Origin of the sequence: Streptomyces sp. NPDC086519 (genome assembly GCF_040686075.1) — a bacterium.
Lineage (GTDB): Bacteria > Actinomycetota > Actinomycetes > Streptomycetales > Streptomycetaceae > Streptomyces > Streptomyces shenzhenensis.
In genome coordinates, this window is record NZ_JBFBJL010000014.1 from 81,901 (window position 1) to 103,774 (window position 21,874).

18 protein-coding genes and 2 pseudogenes are annotated in these 21,874 nt (G+C 72.1%); 12 read left to right on the forward strand and 8 right to left on the reverse strand.

Features of this window, described 5'->3' with window-relative positions:
- The first annotated feature begins 46 nt into the window (after positions 1-46).
- From mqnE to AB0P24_RS15750, 5 genes and pseudogenes are all read left to right on the forward strand, one after another.
- Positions 47-1,210 (forward strand): aminofutalosine synthase MqnE, encoded by a 1,164-nt coding sequence (gene mqnE, locus AB0P24_RS15730; RefSeq protein WP_181803833.1) that lies wholly within the window; start codon positions 47-49, stop codon positions 1,208-1,210.
- Between the two features lie 208 nt (positions 1,211-1,418).
- Positions 1,419-1,928, forward strand: a pseudogene (locus AB0P24_RS15735) (UdgX family uracil-DNA binding protein); the annotation flags it as partial.
- Between the two features lie 64 nt (positions 1,929-1,992).
- Complete coding sequence (locus tag AB0P24_RS15740) at positions 1,993-2,517, forward strand: GNAT family N-acetyltransferase (protein WP_365794164.1); 525 nt, start codon at positions 1,993-1,995, stop codon at positions 2,515-2,517.
- Between the two features lie 80 nt (positions 2,518-2,597).
- A complete protein-coding gene (locus tag AB0P24_RS15745) occupies positions 2,598-2,909 on the forward strand; it encodes a DUF4229 domain-containing protein (RefSeq protein WP_365794166.1) in 312 nt (103 codons plus the stop codon).
- 39 nt (positions 2,910-2,948) lie between these two features.
- Positions 2,949-3,587, forward strand: a complete 639-nt coding sequence (locus AB0P24_RS15750) for a TetR/AcrR family transcriptional regulator (RefSeq protein WP_365794168.1) — start codon at positions 2,949-2,951, stop codon at positions 3,585-3,587.
- A 58-nt stretch (positions 3,588-3,645) separates the two neighbouring features.
- Here AB0P24_RS15750 and AB0P24_RS15755 read toward each other — a convergent pair whose 3' ends face one another.
- Positions 3,646-4,482: a MaoC/PaaZ C-terminal domain-containing protein gene (locus AB0P24_RS15755; RefSeq protein WP_365794170.1), complete on the reverse strand. Its 837-nt coding sequence runs from the start codon at positions 4,480-4,482 to the stop codon at positions 3,646-3,648.
- 127 nt (positions 4,483-4,609) lie between these two features.
- A complete protein-coding gene (locus AB0P24_RS15760; RefSeq protein WP_365794172.1) occupies positions 4,610-5,914 on the reverse strand; it encodes a 3-oxoacyl-ACP reductase in 1,305 nt (434 codons plus the stop codon).
- A gap of 364 nt (positions 5,915-6,278) precedes the next feature.
- On the opposite strand from AB0P24_RS15760, the gene AB0P24_RS15765 reads away from it, so the two are divergent.
- The 3 genes from AB0P24_RS15765 (at position 6,279) to AB0P24_RS15775 (ending at position 9,826) form a co-directional block, all read left to right on the forward strand.
- Positions 6,279-8,189, forward strand: coding sequence for a long-chain fatty acid--CoA ligase (locus tag AB0P24_RS15765; RefSeq protein WP_365794331.1), 1,911 nt, complete (start codon positions 6,279-6,281; stop codon positions 8,187-8,189).
- A gap of 102 nt (positions 8,190-8,291) precedes the next feature.
- A complete protein-coding gene (locus tag AB0P24_RS15770) occupies positions 8,292-8,618 on the forward strand; it encodes a hypothetical protein (protein WP_365794174.1) in 327 nt (108 codons plus the stop codon).
- On the forward strand, positions 8,618-9,826 hold the full coding sequence (locus AB0P24_RS15775; RefSeq protein WP_365794176.1) for a cytochrome P450: 1,209 nt from the start codon (positions 8,618-8,620) through the stop codon (positions 9,824-9,826). The genes AB0P24_RS15770 and AB0P24_RS15775 overlap by 1 nt, the downstream gene beginning before the upstream one ends.
- 21 nt (positions 9,827-9,847) lie before the next feature.
- Here the strand turns inward: AB0P24_RS15775 and AB0P24_RS15780 are convergent, their stop codons facing one another.
- On the reverse strand, positions 9,848-10,567 hold the full coding sequence (locus AB0P24_RS15780) for a TetR/AcrR family transcriptional regulator (protein ID WP_365794178.1): 720 nt from the start codon (positions 10,565-10,567) through the stop codon (positions 9,848-9,850).
- A gap of 96 nt (positions 10,568-10,663) precedes the next feature.
- Here AB0P24_RS15780 and AB0P24_RS15785 point away from each other — a divergent pair, with 96 nt between their 5' ends.
- Positions 10,664-11,524, forward strand: a complete 861-nt coding sequence (locus AB0P24_RS15785) for an NAD(P)H-binding protein (RefSeq protein WP_365794180.1) — start codon at positions 10,664-10,666, stop codon at positions 11,522-11,524.
- 203 nt (positions 11,525-11,727) lie between these two features.
- Here AB0P24_RS15785 and AB0P24_RS15790 read toward each other — a convergent pair whose 3' ends face one another.
- The 3 genes from AB0P24_RS15790 to AB0P24_RS15800 all read right to left on the reverse strand — a co-directional run bounded on the left by AB0P24_RS15790 (position 11,728) and on the right by AB0P24_RS15800 (position 13,550).
- Positions 11,728-12,366: a class I SAM-dependent methyltransferase gene (locus AB0P24_RS15790; protein WP_365794182.1), complete on the reverse strand. Its 639-nt coding sequence runs from the start codon at positions 12,364-12,366 to the stop codon at positions 11,728-11,730.
- A 186-nt stretch (positions 12,367-12,552) separates the two neighbouring features.
- The gene (locus AB0P24_RS15795) at positions 12,553-12,867 is read right to left on the reverse strand and encodes an AzlD domain-containing protein (RefSeq protein ID WP_365794184.1); all 315 of its coding nucleotides are present in this window, start codon (positions 12,865-12,867) and stop codon (positions 12,553-12,555) included.
- A complete protein-coding gene (locus AB0P24_RS15800; protein ID WP_365794186.1) occupies positions 12,864-13,550 on the reverse strand; it encodes an AzlC family ABC transporter permease in 687 nt (228 codons plus the stop codon). Before AB0P24_RS15800 ends, AB0P24_RS15795 begins: the two co-directional genes overlap by 4 nt.
- A gap of 72 nt (positions 13,551-13,622) precedes the next feature.
- On the opposite strand from AB0P24_RS15800, the gene AB0P24_RS15805 reads away from it, so the two are divergent.
- A complete protein-coding gene (locus tag AB0P24_RS15805) occupies positions 13,623-14,195 on the forward strand; it encodes a helix-turn-helix domain-containing protein (protein ID WP_365794188.1) in 573 nt (190 codons plus the stop codon).
- 118 nt (positions 14,196-14,313) lie between these two features.
- On the opposite strand, the gene AB0P24_RS15810 is transcribed toward AB0P24_RS15805, so the two are convergent.
- On the reverse strand, positions 14,314-14,517 hold the full coding sequence (locus AB0P24_RS15810; protein ID WP_003992177.1) for a cold-shock protein: 204 nt from the start codon (positions 14,515-14,517) through the stop codon (positions 14,314-14,316).
- Positions 14,518-14,841: 324 nt separating this feature from the next.
- Between AB0P24_RS15810 and AB0P24_RS15815 the strand changes: the two genes are divergently transcribed.
- A complete protein-coding gene (locus AB0P24_RS15815; protein WP_365794190.1) occupies positions 14,842-15,690 on the forward strand; it encodes a menaquinone biosynthesis protein in 849 nt (282 codons plus the stop codon).
- Between the two features lie 42 nt (positions 15,691-15,732).
- Positions 15,733-16,977 (forward strand): annotated as a pseudogene (locus AB0P24_RS15820) (serine/threonine-protein kinase).
- A gap of 100 nt (positions 16,978-17,077) precedes the next feature.
- Here AB0P24_RS15820 and AB0P24_RS15825 read toward each other — a convergent pair.
- Positions 17,078-21,658, reverse strand: coding sequence for an FtsK/SpoIIIE domain-containing protein (locus AB0P24_RS15825; RefSeq protein ID WP_365794192.1), 4,581 nt, complete (start codon positions 21,656-21,658; stop codon positions 17,078-17,080).
- Positions 21,659-21,874 lie beyond the last annotated feature (216 nt).

Here is a 21,874-nt window from a genome sequence, read left to right on the forward strand (position 1 = left end):
GGGCGGGGGAGTAGTCTCGGTCAGGCTGTCGTAGAAAGGTTGAGGCATGGACGTCGGGCTCAAGCGTGAGCTGGAGGAGAAGGTCCGTTCCGGTGAGCGGCTGACCCGCGAGGACGGCATCGCGCTGTACGAGTCGGACGACCTCGCATGGCTCGGCGGCCTCGCCCACGAGGTGCGGACGCGCAAGAACGGTGACGTCGTCCACTTCAACGTCAACCGGCACCTCAACATGACGAACGTGTGCACCGCGTCCTGCGCGTACTGCTCGTTCCAGCGCAAGCCGGGCGAGAAGGACGCGTACACGATGCGCATCGAGGAGGCGGTCAAGCTCGCCAAGGCGATGGAGAGCGAGAACCTCACCGAGCTGCACATCGTCAACGGCCTGCACCCGAACCTGCCGTGGCGGTACTACCCGCGTTCGCTGCGGGAACTGAAGGCGGCCCTCCCGCACGTCTCCCTCAAGGCCTTCACGGCGACGGAGATCCACCACTTCGAGACGATCTCCGGTCTGTCGGCCTCCGAGATCCTCGACGAGCTGATCGACGCGGGGCTCGAGTCCCTGACCGGCGGCGGCGCGGAGATCTTCGACTGGGAGGTCCGGCAGCACATCGTGGACCACCGCACCCACTGGGAGGACTGGTCCCGGATCCACCGCCTGGCGCACGAGAAGGGTCTCAAGACCCCGTGCACCATGCTGTACGGCCACATCGAGGAGCCCAAGCACAGGGTGGACCACGTCCTGCGGCTGCGCGAGCTCCAGGACGAGACCGGCGGCTTCCAGGTCTTCATCCCGCTCCGCTACCAGCACGACTTCGTGGACATGAAGGACGGCAAGGTACGCAACCGGCTCCAGGCGCGGACCCAGATGGCGACCGGCGCGGAGGCCCTGAAGACCTTCGCGGTGTCGCGGCTGCTGTTCGACAACGTGCCGCACGTCAAGGTCTTCTGGGTCATGCACGGCGTCCAGACGGCGCAGCTGGCGTTGCAGCACGGCGCGGACGACATGGACGGGTCGGTGGTCGAGTACAAGATCACCCACGACGCGGACAACTACGGCACGCCGAACAAGCTCACCCGTGAGGATCTGCTGGACCTCATCCGCGACGCGGGCTTCCGGCCGGTGGAACGGAACACGCGGTACGAGATCATCCGCGAGTACGACGGCCCGGACCCGGCGCGCAGGGAGTCCCCGCAGCCGATGCGGGTGTGAGCGGGCCGCCGGTGCGTCGTGGCTGATCGCGCCCACGCGGCGGAGCCGCATGTCGATACAGCCCCGCGCCCCTGAAAGAAGGGGCCGCTGCGGTGCGCCCCTTTGGGGGCGCGGGGAACTGCGCGATCAGCCACGACGCACCCGCGGCCGGGACGGGTCCGCAGCCCCACGACGGGTACCCGGACCTCATGTCCACCGCCGGCGCCCCGGCAAGGGCAGCGCGCACGCCCGGGTCATGCTCGTCGGTGAGCAGCCCGGTGACCAAGAGGACCGGCAGGGCGAGCCCTTCGTCGGGCCCGCCGGGCGGCTGCTCGGCAAGGCTCTGGAAGAGGCCGGTCTCGACCCCGCGGACGCCTACGTGACCAACGCCGTCAAGCACTTCAAGTTCACCTGGGCCGCAACCCGTGAGCGCCGCGTCCACAAGCCCCCCACTCTGCGCGAGATGTCGGCCTGCGCCCCCTGGCTCGCCGCCGAGCTGACAGTCGTGGCGCCCGAACTCGTCGTCGTCCTCGGCGCCACCGCCGGAAAGGCGCTGCTCGGGCCGTCGTTCCGGGTGGGCGAGATGCGCGGGACCGTGCTGGAGCGGGAGATCCACGGCCGGCCGGAGCGGCTCGTGCCCACCGTCCACCCCTCCTCCGTCCTGCGCGCGGACGACCGGGAGCATGCCTACCAGGGCCTCGTCGCCGATCTGGAAGTGGCTGCGCAGGCGCTGTCGTGATCGCTGCCGTCATCGCTGTCGCAGTGACTGTCGCAGCGACTGTCGTAATGGATACGATGCGGTCATGCCCCTTACCTTCACCCTCGACCCCGCCGTCACCCCCGCCCTGCGTGACGGCGTCCTCGACCTGTGGACGGACGTGACCAACGCCGGCGGTGCCGTCGGTTTCGTCGCCCCCGTGACCTCCGAGGAGATCCGGCCGGAGCTGGTGAGGCACTTCGTCGCGATGGCCGAGGGCCGGCACCGCCTCCTCGTCGGGCACGACGCGGCCGGCGAGGTCGCCGCCACCGCCTTCTTCTCCTTCAACACGCACCGGCTGATGAAGCACTGGGTGTGGCTGTACACGGTGATGGTGCACCCGAGGCACCAGGGGCGGGGACACGGCCGCGACCTGCTCGCGGCCGCCGCCGACGCGGCCCGCGGCTTCGAGGGCATCGACGCCATACGGCTCGGCTGCCGCGGCGGTCTCGGCCTGGAGGACTTCTACGGCTCCTGCGGATACAAGGAGGTCGGCCGGGTCCCCGCCGCGGTCCGCGTCGCACCCGGCGACGACCGCGACGACATCACCATGCTGCTCCCGCTCACCTGACCCGACCCCGGTGCAAGATCGGCCCCGCGGCGTGCTTCACTGGACGGTGCCCCTTTTCGTCATCGGAAGACTGGATTGAGATGCTCCGCTACACGCTGATGCGCCTCGGTATCTTCGCGGGCTGCCTCCTCGTCGTCTGGGGCCTCGTCTACGCCGGGGCGTTCCCGCGTGGCTTCGGCGACTCCAACTTCCTGTGGGTCCTGCTGCTCTCCCTCGTCCTGTCGGCGCCGATCAGCTTCGTCGTGCTGCGCAAGGAGCGGGACCGCGCCTCGGTGCAGGTCTCGCAGCGGGTCGAGCGGATGAAGGCCAACATCGAGGCCAACCGCAGCCAGGAGGACGAGGCGGTCGACCAGGTGGCGGAGACCCCGGAGCAGGCCCAGGCCTCTTCCTGAGCGACTCCCTCGCTTCCGGTCCCAACTACGCTTTGTCCCATGGGGACCGTCAAGACCAAGCGGATGCCGCGCGCGGTACGTGAGCAGCAGATGCTGGACGCCGCCGTGCGGACCTTCGGCCAGCGCGGCTACATGGCCGCGTCGATGGACGAGATCGCCGAACTCGCCGGTGTCTCCAAGCCATTGGTGTATCTGTATCTCAACTCGAAGGAAGACCTGTTCACGGCCTGCATCCGCCGTGAGGCCGGGGCGCTGACCGAGGCGGTCCGCAGCGGCGTCGACCGTGATCTGCCGGCCGACCGGCAACTGTGGGACGGGCTGCGGGCGTTCTTCACGTACACCGCCGAACACCCGGACGGCTGGTCGGTGCTGCACCTCCAGGCCCGCACGCACGGCGAGGGGTTCGCCGCCGAGGTCGCGGCGATGCGCGAGGAGATCGTCGCGTTCGTGACCCAGCTCATCGTCGCCGCCGCCCGCGAGGCGCACCGCGACCCCGACCTGGGCGAGGGTGAGGTCGCCGGCCTCGCCGAGGCCCTGGTGGGCGCCGCCGAGTCCCTCGCGGCCTGGGCCAACGCCACCCCGGGAGTGACGGCCCGGCAGGCGGCGGCGACCCTGATGAACTTCGCCTGGGCGGGTCTGGGCAACCTGATGGAGGGCCGGCCGTGGTCCCCGCCGTGACCGGCCCGGTCCGGCACACGACGCCCGGCGGCGCAGGTTCTTGTACGGCGTTGGCGGATCACCGGGCAACGCGCGGGCGCACACTGCCCTCCACCTGCACCCGGTCTCCGCTGCGCAGCTGGAACCGGCCGTTCTCGGCGGCGTATCCGACCGTTCCCGGCAGCAGTACCGGCGCCCGGAACTCGGCCCGCACGTCAGCCGCCGTCGGCACCCCGTGTGCGGCGAGGCACCGGGCCACCGTCCACATGCCGTGCGCGATGGCCCGGGGGAAGCCGAAGAGACGGGCGGTGAGCGGATGCAGATGGATCGGGTTGCGGTCTCCGGAGGCGGCCCCGTAGCGGCGGCCGACGTCCCCGGCGATGCGCCACTCCTCGACGAGGGGCAGCAGGGTCCCGGGCTCGGTCCGGCCCGTCTCACCGAAGTGCCGCGTCCGGTGCCGCGCCAGATACGTGCTCCGCGACTCCCACACGACGTCCTCACCGGCCCGCATCCCGGTCACGACGGTGGCCTCGGTGCCCCGCCGATGCGGACTCAGCTTCTCGACGTGCACGGAGACGTCGTACGTCCCGTCCCCGGGAAGTTCGGCATACCGCGCGATCTCGATCGAGGTGTGCACCAGCCCGAGCAACGGCAACGGAAACTCCCGCGCACTCATGAGGCGCATCGCCAGCGGAAACCCGAGCACGTGAGGGTACGTGATCGGCAGCCCGTCGTCCCCGGGGCCGAACCCGCAGACACGTTCGTAGGCGGCGAGCCTTTCGAGGTCGGGGCGGAGGCGGAGGAGGAGGCCGGTGCGGGGGAAGGGGGCATCGGCGTCCGGCTTCTTGAGGGGCGACCGCAGCGCGCCGAGAGCGAGCAGAGGACCCAGGGAAGGGGCCCGGTCAAGGATGATCACAGAGGTTGCCTTTCACCGCCGGTGACGGAAGTTCCCTGCTCGCAGGGGCACGGGGCGCTGTCTGACATGCGGCTGCCGCCGTGCGGGCGCGACCGGCCCCCAGGCGCCCGCACCCGCCGCACGATCGTCACGCCCCCAGAAGACTCTGCCCGCAGACCCGCACCACCTGGCCGTTCACCGCCCCCGACCCCGGCTCCGCCAACCACCCCACCGTCTCCGCCACATCCCCCGGCACCCCACCCTGCGCCAGCGAGTTCATCCGCCGCCCCGCCTCCCGGATGAGAAAAGGCACGGCGGCCGTCATCCGCGTCTCGATGAACCCGGGCGCCACCGCGTTCACGGTCACCCCGAACTCCGCGAGCGCCCGCGGCGCAAGGCTCCGCACCAGCCCGGCGATCCCCGCCTTGCTCGCCCCGTAGTTCGTCTGCCCCGCGTTCCCGGCGAGCCCGGCGATGGACGCGGTGCCCACGATCCGCCCGCCGGGGTGCACAACGCCCCGCTCCAGCAGCGCGTCCGTCGTGCGCAGCACACTCCCGAGGTTCACCTCCAGCACCGAACTCCACCGCTCGGCAGGCATGTTGACCAGCCGCCGGTCGCGGGTGATCCCCGCGTTGTGGACGAGGACGTCCAGCCCCTGCGGCAGCGCGTCGGCGATCCGCGCTCCCGCGTCCGCGTCGGTGATGTCGAGCGTGAGCGCGGTTCCGCCCAGCCGCTCCGCCACCGCATGCGCGTCGGCCGCCGCGGCCGGTACGTCGAGGACGACGACCCGCGCCCCGCCGCGCGCCAGCGTCTCGGCGACGGCGGCCCCGATCCCGCGCGCGGCCCCGGTGACCAGCGCGGTGCGCCCCGCGAGCGGCCGTTCCCAGTCGCCCGGGACGGTGAAGTCGCCCGCCCCGACCTCGATGACCTGCCCGCTGACGTACGCCGACCGGGGGGAGAGGAGGAAGCGGAGCGTGGACTCGGCGGCCACCGCGGTTCCGGCGAGCCGGACCAGGTTGACGGTCCTGCCGCGCCCGATCTCCTTGCCCAGGGACCGGGTGAACCCCTCCAGCGCCTGCTGCGCGGCGCACTGGTGGTGGTCGGCGGGGTCCAGCGGCGCGCCCAGCACCACCACCCGGCCGCTCGCGGCGACGGACCGTACGACGGGGTGGAGGGCCGCGTGCACCTCGGCCAGCGCGTCGACGTCCCGCACCCCGGTGGCGTCGAGGACGACGGCGGCCGGGGTGCCCGACTCGTCCGGGGCGAGCCCGGTGCGGGCAAGGACCGGTGCCAGGTCGAGGGCGGACTTGCCGGCGGTGAGGTGCAGCACCTCACCCGCTGGGGACGGCCCCTGCCCGGGCCGGACCAGTCGGGCCGGCTGCGGCAGCCCGAGCCGGCGGGTGAGGAAACGGCCGGGTGCCGTGCCGGCGAAGCTCAGATAGCGGTCCGTCATGTCCGTCCCCGATGTCGCCCGATTCCTGACTCTGGAGTAAGGTTACCGTAGGTAAGCCTATGTCACAGCTGTCAAGTACCGGGAAACGGGCCGAACGTGAAGGACCCTCACGTAACCTCCGGGATTGCACAGGCCCGTCCCCGGACAACCTCCGAATGCCCACAGGCCCGCCACAGCGGCCCCGTACGATCTCCAGCCTGAACCGCCGGTAACTCCTTTCCGAGGGCCGGTGCCGGTGAACGCCTCGGTGCGCGAGGCACGTACGTCATGCAGCAAGCAGTTCACCGCTGCGCGCCCGAGGAGCCGCCCCGTGTCCACGTTCTCCGAGTTCTCTCATCCGAACACCGCCCCCGTCGCTCCCGGCGTGGCGATCCAGGCCACGGACTACGACGGGAACCCGATCCTGGTCGAGCCCCTCGTGCAGCGGCTGGACGGGGTGGTGCGGGAGGCGTACGTACCGCCGTTCGCGCCGCCGGTGCGGCACGGGTCGCTGGCCGACCTGCCGTTCGACAACGCGGAGGCGGAGCCGGGCGCCGTGGTGCTCAGCCGCAAGCCGGCCGCGGGCGAAGGGGATTGGGAGCATGTGACGGCGGAACGGTTCGCCGAGCAGGTGCTGGCGGTGGCCAAGGGCCTGATCGCGGAGGGGCTGGTGCCGGGCGACCGGATCGCGATCATGAGCCGGACGACGTACGAGTGGACGCTCCTCGACTTCGGCGCCTGGGCGGCCGGCCTGGTGACCGTGCCGATCTACCCGACCTCCTCGGTCTTCCAGACCCGCTGGATCATGCACGACTCGGGGGCCGTCGCCCTGGTCACGGAGAGCTCCGCGCAGGCCGCCGCACTCGGCCCCGAGCTCGACCGGCTGCCCGACCTCAGGCACCTGTGGGTGATGGAGAAGGGGCACGTGGACCGGCTCGCGGAGGCCGGTGCTCAGGTGCCGGACGCCGAGGTGGCCGTACGGCGGGGCATGCTGGGCCCCGACACCCTCGCCACCCTCATCTACACCTCGGGCACCACCGGCCGCCCCAAGGGCTGCGCCCTCTCGCACGGCAACTTCTTCGCCGAGGTCGACAACGCGGTCGAACTCCTCCACCCGGTCTTCAAGGCGCGCAACAACGAAGAGGTCTCCATCCTCCTCTTCCTGCCCATGTCCCACGTCTTCGGCCGCATGGTGGCGATCGCCTGCGTCCGCGCCCGGGTGCGCCTCGGCCATGCCCCCAGCCTCAGGGCCGAGGAACTGCTCCCGGACCTCGCCGCCTTCAAACCGACCTGTCTGCTCACCATCCCCTACATGCTGGAGAAGGTCTTCAACACCGCCCGCGCCAAGGCGGAGGCGGGCGGCCGGGTCTCGATCTTCGACCGGGCCACCGGGGTCGCGCGGCGCTACGGCGAGGCGCTGGAGGCGAAACAGACCGGCACCGGCAGCGGGCCCGGCCGCGCCCTGAAGACGGCCCGCGGCTTCTACGACCCGCTGGTCTACCGCCGTATCCGCACCGCCATGGGCGGCCGCGTCCGCCACATCATCTGCGGCGGCTCCCCGCTGGGCCGCCGCCTCGCCGCGTTCTACGCCGGGGCCGGCATCCAGATCTACGAGGGCTACGGCCTGACCGAGACCACGGCGGCCAGCACCTGCACCCCGCCCCTCAAGCCCCGCCTCGGCACCGTGGGCTGGCCGATGCCGGGCACCAAGGTCCGCATAGCCGCCGACGGCGAGATCCTCATCGCCGGTGACCACGTCCTGCGCGGCTACTGGGACCCGCAGGCCGGCGGGGTCGTGCCGGCGACCCGGGACGGCTGGCTGGCCACCGGCGACCTCGGCGAACTGGACGACGAGGGCTACCTGACCATCACCGGCCGCAAGAAGGAGATGCTCATCACGGCCGGCGGCAAGTCCGTCGCCCCCGCCCCGCTGGAGAACTGGCTGCGCTCGCACCCCCTCATCTCCCAGGTGATGCTGGTCGGCGACGGGCTGCCCTACGTCAGCGCCCTGATCACCCTCGACCGGGACGGCCTCACCCACTGGCGCCAGATGAACGGCAAGCACCCGGTACCGCCGGAACTCCTGATGGACGACGTCGAGTTGCGGGCCGTCCTGCAGCGCGCGATCGACGAGGCCAACAAACTGGTCTCCCGCCCCGAGTCCATCCGCCGCTTCGAGATGCTCCCCGCCGACTTCACCGAGGAGGCCGGGCACCTGACCCCCTCCATGAAGCTGCGCCGGGAGGCGATCATGAAGGACTTCGCGACGGAGATCGAGAGCCTCTACCCGAAGTAGGTCACACGACGTCGGCTGTGGTTAGGCCACCTGGCCTCACTGCCGGGCGGAATCACGGCTCCCGGATATCCCCCGTGCTTCCATCGCGGATGGAGGTACACCATGGCTGACAACCGACAGCGGATCATCCTCGCCCGACCACCCGCCACCCGGCGCGGCTTGCTCGCCGCGGGTGCCGAGGCCCCCGTACTCGTGGGCTCGGCGGCCCCGGCCGTCCGCGCGCTGCCCCGCCGGGAACGCCCGCGCGCCCTGAGCGAACCCGTGCTGACCGAGCCCGCCGACCGGACCGAGGCCACCAGGACCCCGGGCCGGCCGGGTGAGATGAAGCGGTACACGCCCCACACCGGCCTGCCCCGCCGGGACCTCGACGTGGTCCTGCGGGGTGCGCGGATCGACACCGCGGTCCCGACGGCGGGGGTGACCGGCTGATGACGACGCACCGCGACCAGACGGTCACCTGCCCCTTCGCGTTCAGCGAGGCCCTCGACTTCGACCCGGTTCTCGCCGATCTCATGGAGCGCGAGTCCCTCGCCAGGATCCGGCTGCCGTACGGAGAGGGGGACGCCTGGCTGGTCACCGGATTCGAGTCGGTGCAGAAGGTGACCACGGACCACCGCTTCAGCCGGGCCGCGATCATCCAGCACGACTATCCGCGCCTCACGGCGGAGCCGATCATCTCCCCCGAGTCCATCAACGTGATGGACCCGCCGTACAGCAGCCGGATCCGGCATCTGGCCACCCAGGCCTTCACCCCGCGCCACGTGGACCGGATGCGGGAGCGGATCACCCTCCTCGCGGACCGGCTGATGGACGAGATGGAGTCCGCGGGCCCGCCGGCCGACCTGGTCCGCCACCTGTCCGACCCCCTTCCCCAGCACACGATCCTGGACCTGCTCGGCATCGAACGCGCCGAGTGGCCGCGGATGCAGGAGGGTGTCCACCGCCTGCTGGTGGTCGGCGCGGGCAACCGGGACGTCGCACGCGCGGCGAAGGAGGACCTGACGGCGTACTTCATGAAGCTCGTCGCCGAACGCCGCGACAGCCCCGGTACGGACATCATCAGTGTGCTCGCCGAGGCACGGGACGGCGAGGACCAGCTCGACGACAAGGAACTGGCCGTCCTCGCCCTGACGTTCACACTCAGCGGACAGGACACGGCGACCTGCCAGATCAGCGACATCGTGTATCTGCTGCTGACCCGGCCGGAACTGGCCGAGTACGCCCGGGCGCACCGCGAGAACCTGACGGACTTCCTGCACGAACTGCTCCGGTACATCCCCTTCCGCAAGGGGGTGGGCATTCCCCGGGTGGCGTTGGAGGACGTCGAGATGGACGGCGCGCTCATCCGGCGCGGCGACTTCGTCCACGTGTCGTACCTGACGGCCAACCGTGACCCGGCCCGCTTCCCGGACCCCCACGAGATCGTGCCCGGCCGTCCCGACGCCCTCCACATGGCGTTCGGCTGGGGCGGCCACCGGTGCATCGCGGTGCCGTTGGCGATGGCCGAACTGGAGGTCGCCGTGGGCCGCCTCCTGGACCGCTTCCCGGCACTCCGCCTCGCGGTACCCCCGGAGGAGGTCCGCTGGGACACCAAGACCATCCGCCGCTTCCCGCTGGAGCTGCCGGTCGCCTGGTAGGCCCCGGGTCTCTCGGCCGCCTCAGCTCTCGTCGGCCAGACGGTCCAGCCACTCGCGCAGCAGGTGCTGCTCCGCGCCGCTGAGGACCGTCTGGTCGGGGAGGGCGGCGCGCAGCGCCCGGGCCGACCCGGCCGGGCCCGGGGTCCGCACGGCCGGCTTCTCGGTGGTGACGGCGGTGACCATCGCCTCGCGGAGGGTGGTCAGCAGGGCCGGGTCGCGGTCGGCGCCCGGCATGGAGAGCCAGGTGAGGACCGCGCCGCGGGCCGTGGCGTGGATGACGTTGGCCGCGAGGGTCTCGCTGACCCGCAGCAGCCCCCCGGCGGCCAGCCGCCGCACCCGGCCTCGCAGGATCCCGAGCCCGGCCTGGAAGGCGGCCGAGCCGCTGCGCGAGGTGTCGCCGTACATCAGCGCGTAGAGCGCCGGGTTCTCCAGGCCGAACCGCACGGCCAGGTCCCAGCTGTCCCGCAGGTCCTGGATCGGGTCCTCGGGATCCGGAACGACCCGCTTGCTCGCCAGGAACGTGGCGAACCCGTACTCCGCCACGGCCTCCAGCAGCCCCTCCTTGTCCCCGAACAGCCGGTAGATGGCCGGGGGTTGCAGCCCCGCGGCGACGGCGACCGCACGGGTGGTGACGGCATCCCGTCCCTCCCGCTCCAGCAGCCCGATGGCGGCGTCGATGACGCGCTGCCGGGTGTCGGCGGAGGCGGCGGTGGCGGTCGTGTCACGTGGTCCCGATGGCATGTATCAACGATATCGCGTGCTTGATTCCAGCGTTAGTATCAGTGTTACTGTGTACGCGTTTCCATTGATACTGACTGTTGACCGCTGGAGGGCATAGTGATCGTCGTGACCGGAGCCACCGGACAGCTCGGAAGCCGGATCGTGGAGAGCCTGCTGACCCGCGTACCGGCGGACCGCGTCGGCGTCAGCGTCCGTGACCCGGAGAAGGCGCGGGCCCTCGCGGACCGGGGAGTGCGGGTACGGCGGGGCAGCTTCACCGAACCGGCCGGCCTGGCGCACGCCTTCGAGGGCGCCACCCGGATACTGATCGTCTCCGTCGACCGGATGGGCGAGGAGACCGTACGGCAGCACCGCACCGCCGTCGACGCGGCCGTCGCGGCCGGCGTCCGCCGCATCGTGTACACCGCCCAGATGGGCGCGAGCCCCACCTCCCGCTTCCAGGCCTGCCGCGACCACGCGGCCACGGAGGAGGCCCTGGCCGCCTCGGGCGTCCCCTGGACCTCACTCCGCAACGGCTTCCACGCCTCCAGCGGCCTCGACTTCCTCGCCCCGGGCCTGGCCTCGGGCGAGGTGGTCCTGCCCGCCGACGGCCCGGTCTGCTGGACGGCCCACGCCGACCTGGCGGAGGCGGCGGCGGTGATCCTCGCGGACGAGAGCCACCGCTTCGAGGGGCCGACGCCCCCGCTCACCGGGACCGAGGCGCTCACCTTCGCCGACCTCGCCGCCCTCGCGAGCGAGCTCACCGGCCGTACGATCACCCGGACCACCGCACCGGACGACACGTTCCGCGCGCACCTGGCGGCCGGCGGCGTCCCCGCCGAGACGGCCGACCACCTCCTGAGCATCTTCACCGCGGCCCGCGAGCACGAGTTCGCGACCACCGACCCCACCCTGTCCCGGCTGCTCGGCCGCCAGCCCGTCTCCGCGCGCACCCTGCTGCGCGAGCGACTGGCTTAGGCGGCTCGGGGCTGTCCGGCGGACGGATCATGCCGCAGCGCGGGGTCTGGCACGCCCTCCCCCGGAAGGGGTGCCCCACCGCGTCGCCCGCCGCGAGGGGGGTGCCCCCGCGCGCGATCCCGCTCACCTCGGCTGCCAGTCACCGCTGCGGTCCTGCGACTCGATCCGCAGGACAGCCCCTGGCCCCGGCGGGCGTCCGCCGATCAGGAGGTGGCGATGAGGTACGCCTGCGGACTCGTCTCCCCGAGCCCCGCGTCCGCTGCCCGCACCGTGCTGGAGTGGAGTCGGAAACCGGCCTCCGTCAGCAGTCTCGTCATCTGCTCCGGCCGCCGCCGCTCGAAGTCCAGCGCCACCGGGTGCCCCCAGGGGTCCTCGAACCGGCGGGCCGCGTCCCCCACCTGGAAGGCGAGGAGCAGCCGGCCGCCGGGCCGCAGCACCCTGCGGAACTCCCCGAACAGCGCGGGCAGATGGTCGTCCGGGGTGTGGATGGACGAGTACCAGCACACCACTCCGTCCAACGCGCCGTCCGCCACGGCCAGTTCCAGCATCGAGCCCTGCACGAAGCGCAGGCCGGGGTTCTCGCGGCGGGCGACGGCGAGCATCGACGTGGACAGGTCGAGCCCGAAGACGGACAGCCCCAGTCCGGCCAGGCGGCCCGTGACGCGGCCGGGGCCGCAGCCGAGGTCGGCCACCGTGCCGCCGGCGCCGACGAGTTCGGCGTAGGTGGCCAACAGGGCCCGGTCCAACGGCCGGTTGGCGACATCTTCGCGGAAGTGGTCGGCGTAGTCGTCGGCGATCGCGTCGTAGAAGGTGCGGGTGGCGGTGAGGAAGTCGGCGGTCATGCTCGCGGACCCTAGCGGGCGGTACCGACAACGGCGCGCTGAGCGGGGCAGGCCCCACCCGCCATGGTTCGGCAGCGCCCTGAACGGCGCGGGCCGTATCCGATCCGCGGCTGCCGTCGCGTGGGCACGACCGGCCGCGCGGCGGCAGCCGGCGGACGGCGTGCCGCGGCACTTCCAGCGGAGCGCTCAGCCGACTCCGGCCGCCCGCAGCAGTGCCGTCGCCGTCGCGGCCGCCAGGACCACGACCGCGAACGGGGCACGGAGCCAGGCGAGTACGCCACCTGTCAGCACCCCGGCCGGGCGGGCCCAGCCCGCGAAACCGCCGTTCTCGGTGAGAGCGCCGGTGGCCAGCAGGGCCACCAGGAGGACCACCGCGGCCGCCGACGCCAGCTCCTGGACCCGCGCCGGGATCTCCACCCGGCCGTGCAGCGCCGGGCCCACCAGGCGGAAGGCGTACGTGCCGAGGGCGAGCGCGAGGATCATGAGGACCGTCGCGTTCATCGCCGTACCGCCGGCAGGGTGACAAGAGCGGCGAGGGCGAGCAGGACCGGGAGCCCGGCGGGCGCGGCGGGGGTCACCGCGAGGGCGATCGCCGCGCCGAGCAGGGCCGCGCGCCGTACCCCCCGGTCCGAGCGGAGCGCGGGCAGCACCAGGGCGGCCAGCACCGCGGGGAACGCCGCGTCCAGGCCGTAGCGGCCGGTGTCGCCGAGGGCGGTGCCGGCGAGGGCGCCGGCCAGCACCCCCGCGTTCCACACGGCGAACAGCCCGAGCCCCGAGACCCAGAACGCGGCACGGCGCCGGGCCAGGTCCGGCTGGGCCAGGGCGAAGGCGACCGTCTCGTCGGTGACCAGGTGGGCGCCGAGCAGACGGGTGACCCGGCCGGGGCCGAGGAGGTCGGCGACGGCCAGGCCGAAGGCCGCCGTGCGGGTGTTGAGCAGCAGGCCGGTGGCCGCCGCCGCCAGCGGGCCGCCGCCGGCGAGCAGCACGCCGACCGCGCTGAACTGGGCCGAGCCCGCGTAGACGACGAGGGACATCACGACCGGGACCCACACCGGCAGGCCGCCGGCCACGCTGACCGCGCCGAAGGAGACGCCGACGATCCCGCCGGCCAGCCAGACGAGTGAACTGTCCCGGACCAGGGAGGTCCTCCTCCAGGGCCGGATTGTTCGGTTTGGCGAACGCATGTTCTCTACAGTGAACGAGTAGAGTGGCGTTCGTCAAGGTGAACGGTCGTACCGATGGAGCGAACGAACCAGATGTCCGAGACACCCGAACGGCCCGACCGGCTTCCGATGGAGTGGATCGCCGGGGCATTGAAGCGTGAGCGCGCCCGGGTCGGGCTCTCCCTGTCCGAGCTGGCCAAACGGGCCGGCGTCGCGAAGTCCACGCTGTCCCAGCTGGAGGCGGGCGTCGGCAACCCGAGCGTGGAGACGCTGTGGTCGCTGGGGGTGGCGCTGGGCGTGCCGTTCAGCGTGCTGGTCGAGCCGCCGGTGTCCGGCGTCCAGGTGATCCGGGCGGGGGAGGGGCCCACGGTCGCGTCGGAGCGGGCCGACTTCGCCGCCACCCTGCTGTCGGCCTGCCCGCCCGGCGCCCGCCGGGACATCTACCACCTGCGGATGGAGCCCGGCGTGCCGCGCGAGTCCGAACCGCACATTCCGGGAACGGTCGAGCACCTCGTCGTATGCGGCGGGCAGGTGAAGGCGGGGCCACGCGGAGAAACCGTCGAATTGAACCCCGGGGATTATCTGACCTATCGCGGAGATGTTCCGCATGTGTACGAGGCGCTGGTGCCCGGCACCACATTCGTGCTGGTGATGCAGCACGTGTGAGCACGTTGTGCACCGGAGTGGCGGGGCGGGGCGGAAAAGGCAGGAGCCCCGTCGCCTGACGGCGCGGGGCTCCTTGGGTACTGCACTCAGTCTGCGATCAGACTTGGTTTGTCTGGGATCAGACGGGGGTGACGTTCTCCGCCTGCGGACCCTTCGGGCCCTGCGTGACGTCGAAGCTCACCTGCTGGTTCTCCTCCAGGGAGCGGAACCCGCTGGCGTTGATCGCGGAGTAGTGAACGAAGACGTCGGGGCCGCCGCCTTCCTGGGCGATGAAACCAAAGCCCTTTTCGGCGTTGAACCACTTCACGGTTCCGGTAGCCATAAGCCCTCCTTGGGCTCAAAGGGTCGCCCTGCTCCAGAACCTGCAAGTGTGAAAACAAACTAAGTGCCGCACAACTGCATTCGTCTGAAAACGACGAGAGCCTGCGGTTACATGCTCCGCAGGCTCTGTACTGCAAGGAAACCAAACTGCAACTTGCGGCGAGCCTAGCATGTAGGCAGCGGAAAGCAACAGAGGGCAAGATCACGTCACCCGAACGTTTGAATCGGCTCGCGGGTGGGTTGACCCGACGGACGGTCGAGACGTCAAGACACCGAGGGCGGGGGCGGTCCCAGCACGGTACCCCATGGGGTCTAGTCTCGCGATGTGGACAATTCTCGCACCCGGCCGCGCGTCGGACACATCCAGTTCCTGAACTGCCTTCCCCTCTACTGGGGGCTCGCGAGAACCGGCACCCTCCTCGACTTCGAGCTGACCAAGGACACCCCTGAGAAGCTCAGCGAGCAGCTGGTGCGCGGCGACCTCGACATCGGGCCCATCACCCTCGTCGAGTTCCTGCGCAACGCCGGCGACCTGGTCGCCTTCCCGGACATCGCCGTCGGCTGCGACGGCCCGGTGATGTCCTGCGTGATCGTCTCGCAGGTGCCGCTGGACCAGCTGGACGGCCGCCGGGTCGCCCTCGGCTCCACCTCGCGCACCTCGGTCCGCCTCGCGCAGTTGCTGCTCGCCGACCGCTATGGCGTCCAGCCCGAGTACTACACCTGCCCGCCCGACCTCAGCCTGATGATGCAGGAGGCGGAGGCGGCGGTGCTGATCGGCGACGCGGCCCTGCGCGCCAACCTGCTGGACGGCCCGCGCTACGGCCTTGAGGTCCACGACCTCGGCACGCTGTGGAAGGAGTGGACGGGCCTGCCGTTCGTCTTCGCCGTCTGGGCGGCGCGCCGGGACTACCTGGAGCGCGAACCCCGCATCACCCGCGACGTGCACAGCGCCTTCCTCGACTCCCGCAACCTCTCCCTGGAGGAGGTCGCCAAGGTCGCCGAGCAGGCCGCCCGCTGGGAGGCCTTCGACGAGGCGACCCTCGCCCGGTACTTCACCACCCTCGACTTCAGCTTCGGCGCGCCGCAGCTGGCGGCGGTGGCGGAGTTCGCCCGCCGGGTCGGCCCGACCACCGGGTTCGCGGCGGATGTGAAGGTCGACCTGCTGGAGGCCTGACAGGCAATGGGCTGCTGCCCGGACTGACTGGGGGGTGGGCGCATGCAGCCGCTCGCGGGCGACGAACCTGCGGCCGTCGGGCCGTACCGGCTGCTCGGCCGGCTCGGCTCCGGCGGCATGGGCCGCGTCTATCTGGGGCGTTCGGCCGGCGGCCGGACCGTCGCCGTGAAGATCGTGCACCCGCACCTCGCGCTGGACGAGGAGTTCCGTGCCCTCCCCCACGCTCGAACAAGCTCGCGCGGGGGGACCCCCATCGCCGCGAGGTGGCGGCCGCCCGGCGGGTCGGCGGTGCCTGGACGGCACCCGTCCTGGACGCCGACCCGGACGCGCCCGTGCCCTGGGTCGCCACGGCCTACGCGGCCGGTCCCTCCCTGACGGCGGCCGTGGCCGACGGCGGCCCGCTGCCCGCGCACACGGTACGGGCGCTGGGCGCGGGGCTGGCCGAGGCGCTGGCGGCGGTGCACGAACTGGGGCTGGTGCACCGGGACGTGAAGCCGTCGAACGTGCTCCTGACCCTCGACGGGCCGCTCCTCATCGACTTCGGCATCGCCCGGGCCACGGACGGCACCGCCTCGCTGACGTCGTCGGGTGTCTCGATCGGGTCGCCGGGATACATGTCGCCCGAGCAGATCCTGGGCAAGGGGGTCACCGGCGCGGCGGACGTCTTCTCCCTCGGCGCGGTGCTGGCGTACGCGGCGAACGGACAGCCGCCGTTCCCGGGTGACTCCTCGGCCGCCCTGCTCTACAAGGTCGTCCACGAGGAGCCCGAACTCGGCTCGCTGAGCGGTGAGTTGCGGGAGATTGCCGAGGCGTGCCTCGCGAAGGAGCGGGGGCTGCGGCCCGGCCCGGCGGAGGTGGCCCGGCGGCGGGCCGAGCAGTGACGCGGGCGCGGCCGCCAAGTCGCCCTCGGCGGGCACGACTTCCGGCGGCGGGAAGATCCCGGCCGCCTACCTCGGCACCTGGCAGGGCTCGGCGACCGCCCTGTCCGGCAACCTGCCCGTCGGCACCTTCCGGGTCACCGTCGAACAGGCCGCCGTCGGCCAGGAGCTGGGCCGCCTGCGGCAGACCGACCAGCTGGGCGGGGTCTGCACGGACATCCTGACCCTGAGGTCGGTGACGGCCACGAGGCTGGTCGCCTCCTCGACCGGCGCCGAGGGCAACCACGACGGCTGCGACCCCGGCACCAACACGGTCTACCTGACCCCGAGCGACGGCGACCTCGTCTACACCTCGGACAGCTCGGCGGAGGGGAATCCGGTGGTGGTGATGTCGAGGTCGGGAGGCTGAGGATCCCTGGGGCCCTGGGGCCCAGGGGCCACAGCCTCCCTTCGCTCCCGCCGGACGCGCTTCCGCCGGTCGCTCCTGGCGGTGCGCTCCCGCCGGTGGGCTACTGCGGGGTCGTCACCGTGACGTGCTCCCCGCTGCCCAGGTGCAGCATGCCCTTGCCGGGCTGGATCGGTCCGCCCACCATGGCCCGGGTGGTCCGGATGCCGATCAGCTCGCCGGAGCCGGACTCCTGCGGGGAGAGCAGGATGCCCCGGCGGGCCTTCTTGGCGTCCACCTGCCAGCCGGAGAAACCGTCGCAGATCTCGTCCTCGTCACCGGCGATGACGACGGCGAGCCCCTCCTCGGTGCCGCGTTCCACGATCCGCTTGAAGACGTCCTCGGCGTCACAGTCGTCCAGCACCTCGGCGTCGTCGACCAGCACGACGATCGGCTCGGCCGGGGACGCCGACGCGAGCACCTCCGTCAGCTCGTCCTCGTCCACGTCCCGCCCGGTGAAGACCTTCAGCACGCCGTCCCGGCCGTCGAGTTCACGCAGCGGCGACTGCCGGGGCGCGGCGACGACGATCCGCACGCCGCTGGCGAGGTAGGAGCGGGCGAAGCCCAACAGGGCCGTGGAACGGCCGGACTTGGCGGGGCCGCCGATCACGAAGGCGGGCACGCCCTGCGCCAGGTCGGGTCCGAAGGCGGTGAGTTCGTCGCCGCCGACACCGACGAGGGCCCACAGCGGGGAGGCCGCCGCGGCCGGGTCCCGCATCGCCCAGGCCTCCTCGAAGGAGATCCGGCTGGGCAGCACGTCCACCCGGAACGGCCGCCGGGAGCGCTCCACCCCGGCGTCCCGGGCCTCGGCCGCCTCGCCGATCGCGGCGATCGCCGCGGCCTGCCCCTGACCGGTGGTGTCCGCGGAGAGCAGCGCGAACTGCGTCTCGGCGGCCGTCTCGCTGCGGAAGGCGCGACCGGGCGGGATCTCCTCGGGCACCTTGCGGGAGTTGATGTCCAGCATCGAGAAGTCGGCGCGGTCGGCGAGCCGCAGACCGTACTTGTCCTCGGTGAGGGAGGAGATCCGGCCGGCCAGGATCTGCCGGTCACCGGTGAGCACGAGATGGATGCCGACGCTCGCGCCCTCCCGCATCATCGCCATGATCTGGTCGGTGAGGTCACCGTGGTTCAGCTCGCCGAGGGTGGGCAGCCAGCCCTCCCAGCGGTCCAGGAGCAGCACGATGTGCGGCAGCCGCTCCGCCTCCGGCACGGCCGCCCGCTGCTCCCCGATGTCCGCGAACCCGCGGTCCGCGAGCAGCTCCTGACGGCGGCTCAGCTCCCCGGAGAGGCGGGCCATGAGCCGTTCCACCCGCTCGGTCTGGTTACGGCCCACGACGGCACCGCAGTGCGGCAGCCGGGTCAGCGCGTTGAGCGCCCCGTTGCCGCAGTCGATGCCGTACAGGTGCACGTCGGCACAGGAGTTGGTGCGGGCCAGCGAACCGGCGATGGTGCGCAGCACCTGGGACCGGCCGGTGCGCGGGGCACCCGCGACGATGAGGTGCCCGAAGGTCGCGAAGTCGACGGCGACCGCGCGCCGGGCCTGGTCGGCGGGCAGGTCCTCGACACCGTACGGGGCGGCGGGCAGCGTGCCCTGCGCCTGGACGGCCGGCACGTCGTCGAGCAGCAGCGTGTCGTCGAGGGCGGGCAGCCACGGCGAGTGCTGGGCCGGGATCCGCAGCGCGGTGTTGGCCTCGCGGACGGCGTCCACCAGCACCTTCAGGTCGGTGATCTCGTCGTCCTCCTTGGTCTCGGACTTCGGCTTGCGCAGCGCGGCCCGCCCGAGGTCCTGCCAGGACAGCGCCCCGGCCCAGGGCGCGAGCGTGGCCGGATCCGCGGCCCCCGGCCGCCGTCCTCCGACCCGGCCCGACTGGAAGGGGATCAGCGAGGCGTGCCCGAGCCGGACGTACGCCCGTCCCGGCGTGCTCTTCGCGATGTGCCCGGCGTCGGGCGCGTCGATGACGTCGGTCGACTCACCGGCGTCGGTCACGCGCAGCGCGATCCGGAGGTTGGTGTTGGCGCGTATCTCGGGCGACACGACACCGGAGGGCCGCTGCGTGGCGAGGAGCAGGTGGATACCGAGGGACCGCCCTCGCTGGGCGATATTGACAAGTCCCGTGACGAAGTCGGGCAGATCGCGCACCATGGACGCGAACTCGTCGATGACGATGAGCAGTCGGGGAACGGGGGAGCGCGAGGGATCTCTCCTGACGAGGTCCTGGTAGTCCTCGATGTCCTTGGCGTCGGCGGCGGCGAGGATGTGCTCGCGCCGCTTCAGCTCCGCACCCAGCGACTCCAGCGCCCGCTCCACGAGGTGGGCGTCGAGGTCGGTGACCATGCCCACCGTGTGCGGCAGCTTCACACAGTCCTTGAACGCCGAGCCGCCCTTGTAGTCGACGAGGACGAAGGTCATGTTCTCGGGGGTGTTGGCGACGGCCAGCGCGGCCACGATGGTCTGGAGCAGCTCGGACTTGCCGGAACCGGTGGTACCGGCGATGAGCCCGTGCGGCCCGTCCCGCCGCAGGTCGATGCCGAACGGCCCGTCGTACGACTCCCCGATGACCGCCATCGTCGACTGGCCGCCCATCCGCCAGCGCGCGGCGATCGCGTCCCGCGTGGGCGGCTCCAGCTGGAGCACGTCCAGCAGCCGGCTCGCGGCGGGCAGGGCGGAGTCCTCGCTCTCGCCGCTGATGTCCCGGAGCGGGGAGAGCGAGCGGGCCAGGCGCCCGCACCAGGCGGCGGAGACGAAGTCGGGCCTCACGTCACGTTTGCGCAGCGCCCCGCTCTGCTCGACACGCAGCCGCAACTCCAGGTCCTGCGGGGCCTGTTCCTCACCACCGCCCTGCTGGGGATGCCAGGCCTGGAAGGACGGGAAGCCGCCGACCGCCTGCTGCGCCACGGGCGTTGCCTGAGCCGCCCCCTCCTGGCCGGCTCGCGGCTCCGCGACCACGACGCCCTGGCACTCCCCGGGAAGGAAGCGCTCCTCCGCGTCGAGGCAGATGGAGCGAATGGCGACGCCCGGCCCTTCCTTCAGCAGCCGTACGACACCCGGCATGGACCGCAGCCGCCGCGACCCGTCCCACACCACCACGATGTCCGGGTCGGAGAAGGCGGGTCCGTCGATCTTGCCGCGGCCGCCCTGCTGCAGGGCCTTCTGCCGGCCGTCGAGGAGCTGGGTGAGCTCGCCGACCCGGGCGCCGACGGTCTCGGAGTCGGTGCCGATGAGGACGTTCACGTCCTGGCCGCCGCTCGGGCGGGCGTGCGGCAGCCAGCGCACCCAGTCCCAGCGGCCGCCGGCGTCGTTGTCGGTCAGGACGTAGAACTGCACGTCCATGGGGCTGTGCAGGACGGCGGTCTGGGCGACCGCCCACCGCCCCAGCGCATGCGCCGAATCCCCGGGCCCGGCAACGCCGATCACCCCGAGGTCGCGCAGCGAAAGCCCCACCGGGGCGTCCTCGATGTACCAGCGGACCTTGCGCTTGTGCTCGTCCTGTTCGGGGTCGTCGAGTTCGACCTCGGAGGGCACGCGCCCGGTGCCGAAGCGGATCAGCAGATGGTCGGCGTCGGTGCGCCGCCGCTCCCACAGGCGGGTCCGCGGCCCCGTGCCGTACGTCAGCACCGCCGCGGGATCCGGCACCGCCGCCCGCCGCTCGGATCTCTCCGCGACAAGCGCCTCCTGCGCCTCCCCCTCGATCCGCGCCTTGTGCTCCTTGTACTCCTTGAGCTGCTTGGCGTGGGACTTGCGCCCGTGCTTCTTGTCCATGAAGTAGTTGCCGAAGAGCATGAGCGGGCTCATCAGCGCCATGATCAGGTAGTACCAGCGCCCGAACATCATCACGGAGACGACGGCGCCGACGAGCGGCAGCAGCGCCATCAGCCAGGGCAGCGGCCGGGCCTCGTAGTCACCGGGCGGGTTGGGCAGCGAGAAGTGCGTCTGCCGGTCGGCGGGGCGCAGCCGCGGGGGCCGGTTGTAGTCGAGCCCGGCACCGTCGTCGGACCACTTGAGGGCGGCGTTGGGCGGGGTGTACCCGGTGATCTCCAGGAGGGTGTTGCCGAGGGCGAGTTGGGAGTTCAGCGGCCAGTCGGCACCGCTCTTGAGCTCCTCCCCGTCCAGCCGGGCCCCTTCGGTGTGCACCTCGACTTTGCAGGTGCCGTCGATGGCGATGCTGAGGGTGGCGGCGCGGGCGGGCAGCTCCGGGTCCTCGACACGGAGGTGGGAGGCGGGGCCGGTGCCGATGTCGTACCGCCCGACGCCGAGCCGGTGCACGGCGCCGGCGGCGGGTCCGCCGGCGACCCGGAACTCCACGACACCGGTGGGTTCGCCGAGCAGGCACCCGGCGGGGTCGTGGAGGCTGACGACGACACCGTCGCGCAGGGGCGAGCCGACGACGGTGGCGGCGGGGTCCAGTGCGTACCCGTCGACGTAGGCGTGCGGCCCGGAGAACTCGACGGCGGGGGCCTGTTGGCGGTGCGCGCCGATGGGGATGACCTGGGCGCCGCCGCCCTCGCCGCCGTCCGAATACACCAGACCGACCTGGCGTGCCAGCTCCCTGGCGACGTCGCCGACGGTCGACTCGGGATCCGCGTCGAGCACCACGTCGGCGGTAGCACCGCCGACCGGATCCACGACGGTCAGACTCAGGCGCACGTTCCGTCCCCCCACACACCGAGAACACCCAACACAGTGGAAGTGACCTTAGCCGTCCGCTCTTTCCCGGGTGCAACGGGACGTGTACGGTTCACGATTCCGCCGCAGAAGGACCGTGCGGTCGCACGCGTCGCCCCCGTAGGATCTTTGCTCGTGCGGACGGCCATGCCATGGCCAGGATCCGCGCAACGGTGCCACGGGGGAAGGCCCTGCGGC